5 protein-coding genes are annotated in these 4453 nt (G+C 69.6%); all 5 read right to left on the bottom strand.

Features of this window, described 5'->3' with window-relative positions; all coding sequences use genetic code 11:
• Positions 1-149 (bottom strand): AAA family ATPase (locus VAE53_RS06835; RefSeq protein ID WP_322818624.1); only part of this gene is annotated, 149 nt, incomplete at its 3' end.
• Positions 149-892 carry a PfkB family carbohydrate kinase gene (locus tag VAE53_RS06840; RefSeq protein ID WP_322818620.1) on the bottom strand — a complete coding sequence of 248 codons (744 nt, stop codon included), beginning with the start codon at positions 890-892 and terminating at the stop codon, positions 149-151. The genes VAE53_RS06840 and VAE53_RS06835, both read right to left, overlap by 1 nt.
• A 92-nt stretch (positions 893-984) precedes the next feature.
• The gene (gene jag / locus VAE53_RS06845; protein ID WP_322818621.1) at positions 985-1986 is read right to left on the bottom strand and encodes an RNA-binding cell elongation regulator Jag/EloR; all 1002 of its coding nucleotides are present in this window, start codon (positions 1984-1986) and stop codon (positions 985-987) included.
• A complete protein-coding gene (locus VAE53_RS06850; RefSeq protein WP_322818622.1) occupies positions 1937-2794 on the bottom strand; it encodes a YidC/Oxa1 family membrane protein insertase in 858 nt (285 codons plus the stop codon). The genes jag and VAE53_RS06850 overlap by 50 nt, the downstream gene beginning before the upstream one ends.
• The gene (locus VAE53_RS06855) at positions 2794-3948 is read right to left on the bottom strand and encodes a PQQ-binding-like beta-propeller repeat protein (RefSeq protein WP_322818623.1); all 1155 of its coding nucleotides are present in this window, start codon (positions 3946-3948) and stop codon (positions 2794-2796) included. The genes VAE53_RS06850 and VAE53_RS06855 overlap by 1 nt, the downstream gene beginning before the upstream one ends.
• Positions 3949-4453 lie beyond the last annotated feature (505 nt).

Here is a 4453-nt window from a genome sequence, read left to right on the forward strand (position 1 = left end):
AGGGCGCTGGTGGCGTTGGCTTGGGGGTCGAGATCGACGAGGAGGACGCGCTGACCACGGCGGGCGAGGGCGACGGCGAGGGAAACAGCCGTCGTCGTCTTGCCGACGCCGCCTTTCTGATTGACGAGCGAGACGATACGAGCTCCCATCAGGCGGCCTCCCGGGTCATGCGTTCTTCGATGGCGGCGCGGTTCGCGATGCCAGCGAGCCCGGGCGCCTCGACGGCGAGGGCGCCGGCCGCCAGCGCGAACCGCATCGCCTGGTCGACGGAGTCGGTCTCGGCGAGGCGGACCATGAACGCCATGGCGAAACAGTCGCCGGCGCCGGTCGGTTCGGACGCCTCGGCGGGCAGAGCGGGATAGCTCGTGGAGCTGCCATCCAGTTCGAACAGTGTAGCGCCGTTGTAGCCACGCGTCAGGACGACGAGCGTGCGACCGGTAGCCAGTGCGGCGGCGAGCGCCTCGGGGGCGGCGGTATCCTCTTCGCTGAGGAAGGCGCACCAGCCGGGCCGGACGAGGGCGCGGGCTGCCTCCAACGGCCGCGGGTTGGCGATGACGCGGCCCTCGCCGTCGGTGCTGCGGAGGGCGCCCTGGAGCGAGACGCCGACGAGCGCGCCCCGGAAGCGGAGCGGCGCCTTCCGGAATTCGTGGTAGGCCGGGGCGTAGAAGACGAGGTCGAACGCTTCGCCCGGCGACAGGTGGGGCACGAGGTACAAGTCGCTCCCCGGTGCCAGGAGGCGCTGCGTGCGGTTGCCACGCGCGTCGTAGCGGTTTTCGTAGCGGGCGACGGTGCCCGGCGCGGCGCGGACCTCGAGCCCATCGAGGATCCCGAGCGGGAAGGCGGGCTCGAGCGTGGTGACGACGGTGACATCCCAGCCGAGGGCTCGCGCCATCAGCGCAGCGTAGAGCGCAGGTCCGCCGGGCGCCCACCCGCCATCGGCGGTGCGGTCGAGCGCGACGTTGCCGGCGACGAGCGCGCGCGTGGCTAGCCTCCTCCGCCTCTCCGGCTGATGACGACTTTGCGGTTTTCGCCCTCGCCGATGCTGTGCGTCTCCAGCTCCGGATCGTCCACGAACTGGAGGTGAACGATCCGCCGCTCGGCGGCGGACATCGGTTCGAGCGTGATCGGGGAGCCCGTCTGACGGACACGATCGCCCATCCGCCGTGCCATCTCGACGATGCGCTCCTCGTTGCGGTGGCGGTAATACTCGATATCGATGGTGACGCCGCCCCGGCCGGGGTACTTGCGAGCGAGGGCGAGGTTGACGAGGAACTGGAGGGCCACCAGGGTATTGCCGCGGCGCCCGATGAGGACGCCGAGGTTGTCGCCTCGGATATCGATGACGGCCAGGACCGAGCCGAGCCCATCGCCCGGGGTCACCGGTTCGCGGATCGAGATCTCGGCGTCGATGCCAAGGATGCGGAGGATGTCGTCGACCGTTTGGGCGGCGAAATCGACCTCCTCGGCGTCGATGTCCGGCTCGACGTAGGGATGGTCGTGTTTCGGCCGGATGGGGTGTGAAGGGCGGGCCGGGCGGGACTCCGATTGGGGACGTGGCTGCTCGAGGCGCGGACGCCGAGGGCGTTCCGGCTGGGCCGGGCGTTCGGGCGGGGTCTCGCCGGGCCGGAGGAAGTCCGCATCGGTGAGGCGGGGCGGCACCGGCTCGACCACGCGGCTCGAGCCCCCGGTGGCGCGGGGATCGCCGCCGCGCGGACGGCGGGGCCGCTGGTCGCGGTCGGCCCGGTCGCCGCGGCTGGCGGGCGCTGGCCCATTGGCCGCGGGCGTCGAGCGGGGCTGGGCGGCGGCGCGGGCTGGGGCGATCCGGGTGACCCGAACGACGGCATCGCGGCCGCGGCTGAAGAGGCCGCCCTTCTTGCCTTCGTCGAGAATCGTGATTTCGACTTCGTCCCGCGTGGCGCCGAGGATGGCGAGGGCGTTATTGAGGGCGTCTTCGACGGTTTTGCCGCTTGCTTCGGCCTGGTCCATGGGTAGGTGTCCTCGATTCTGGAGCGGATGGTACAGCGGCAGCGGCCGGTGCGGGCACTACCGCGGGCGCCGGTTGCGGCGCGCGGACCTTGAAGAACGGTTCGATGCCGAGCGGCTGGAAGCCATAGATGAGGATGTTGAAGCCGATGCCGACGATGCTGTTCACCACCCAGTAGAGGCTCACGCCACTCGGGAATTGGAGCGCGAAAAAGGCGAACATCAGGGGCAACATCACGTTCATCATGGCCTGCTGCTGGCGGACCCGTTCATCGGTGCTGACGGTGACGGTCGTCTTCGATTGGAGGTAGGTGGTGACCCCGACGAGCACGACCATGAGCAGGTTGGGGTGGCGGAGGTCCATCCCGAGGAAGAATTCCCGCATCGGCAGGGCGTGCTGCAGGTAGGCCCAATCGTAGACGTGGCTCGAGAGCTTTTCGAGCGCCTCGGGCGAATTCGGTAGGGCGATCCGGACGGCGCTGTAGAGGGCGATGAGGATGGGAAACTGGATGAGCATCGGCCCGAGGCAGCCCAGCGGATTCACACCCGATTCCCGGTAGAGCTTCATCATCTCTTCCTGGCGGCGCTTCGGGTCGCTGTATTTCTTGTTGATCTCTTGGATGCGCGGCTGGACGGCCTGCATCTGGCGGGTCACGTGGAGCTGGCGATAGGTGAGGGGGAACGTGACCACCCGGACGAGGATCGTGAAGGCGATGATGGCCAGCCCGAAGGAACCGAAGAGGAGGTTGTTGAGGAGAACCAGGAGGTTCACCATCGGGTTGAGCAGGGCAACGGTGAACAGCTCGCCCATCAGCGCTTCACCCCGGTGACCGTCACTTCGACGACGGAGCGGTTCTGTGGATTGGCGAAGAAGAGGCGCCCCTTCGTGGTGAGGACGTAGGCGCCGCCCCGAGCGGCGAGGAGATTGGCGCGCACCGTGCCCGCCCCGTCGATCGGGACGCGGTTGAGCACCTCGCCGCTGCGCGCATCGATGAAGGTCACCACTGGCCCCCGGTCGGCCACGATGAGGACATCATCCACGATCACGGGGGCAGCCTTCACGCGGTGGCCCTGGGTGGAGGCGGGGGGCCAGAGCTCCGCCGGTGGCGACTTGCTTATGTCGAGTCCATAGACATTGCCGCCGAAGTCGCCGAAGAAGAGCCGGTCGCCGTCGCGGGCGGGTGCCGTCCAGACCCAATCCTTGGCGCGGTAGTCGGCGAGGAGGGCGCCGGTGGCGGCATCGAGGATGTAGACGTGGCGGTTGATGCTCGGAACGAAGAGGCGGGCATCGTCGAGCGCGACGAGGTCGGCGATGGCGCCGGTGGCGGTGAAGGGGGCGGGCCAGGCGGGGGAGCGGTCGGCGATGCGGATGGCGTGGACTTGGCCGTCCATCGTCGCGACGTAGAGGGTCCCGCCGATAGCGACGGGGGTGGCCCAGATACCGCTGTCGAAGCGGAGGGGGGTTTCCCAGCCGGGGGCGGGGGCGCCGTTGGCGGCGTTCCAGCCGTAGAGGCGGCCTTCGGTGGTGCCGAAGAAGAGGATGCCATTGGCGTAGGCGAGGCCCCCGGCGATGTTGCCGGTGATGGCGGAGGCGTTGGTTTTGCCGGCTTCGGGCCAATCGGGGCGGCCGGTTTCGGCGTCGAGCGCGAACACACCGGCTTCGAAGGTGGCGTAGTAGACGCGGCCATCGGCGACGATGGGGGTGCCGTAGGCGGCGTTGGGGCGGATCTTGTCGTCGGCCTTGACGTCCTTGTCGGGGAAGGTCCAGGCGGCGGTCGCGCTGCGGCCATCGTCGGCGAGGGTGGTGCGGACGAGGTGGCCGTGGTCGGTGGTGAGGTAGAGGGCGGAGGGTTCGGCGAGGAGGGGAGGGGCCCAACCTTCGGGGTTGGTGACGGCGACGCAGGCGGCGCCGAGGAGGGCGACGGCGGCGAGCGAGGCGGCGCCGAGGAGGCGGAAGCGGGTCACGGCGCGATGGTAGCAGCCTTTGGCGTTACGGGCCGCGCGTTCCACGTGGAACGAAGAACATTTGTTCGCATCACGCCGTTCGAAGCCGCGGACCGAGCATCGACGTGCCGGGTGTTTCACGTGGAACGGCCCCCGCGCCTGCTGCGACCGCCGCGTCAACCCGCCGGATCGCCCGTGGGACCCGCCCCCTCCCGTCGCCATCGCGCGCCATCCCTCCGGCACGCGATGGATCCCCCACGCTGCTCGCCATCGCCCGACGTCGCGGAACCCATCCAAGGCTTCGACGTTTCACGTGAAACACCACCCCGGAAAGCCGGGGGCGACGTTCGCCGGCCGAAACCGTCGCAGCCCCCGCCCGGCCGGACTAGGCCCGATCGCCCGACTCCAAGCTGTTTCACGTGAAACGGAGAGCCGGCGAGCGACTCGCATCCGCCTTCCCGACGATATCTCGCCCAGCCAATCGACCGACTCGACGGCCCGGACCGCCGCACCAACCGCGCAGCCC

The sequence above is a fragment of the Tepidiforma sp. genome (assembly GCF_034432735.1).
Taxonomy (GTDB): Bacteria; Chloroflexota; Dehalococcoidia; order Tepidiformales; family Tepidiformaceae; genus Tepidiforma.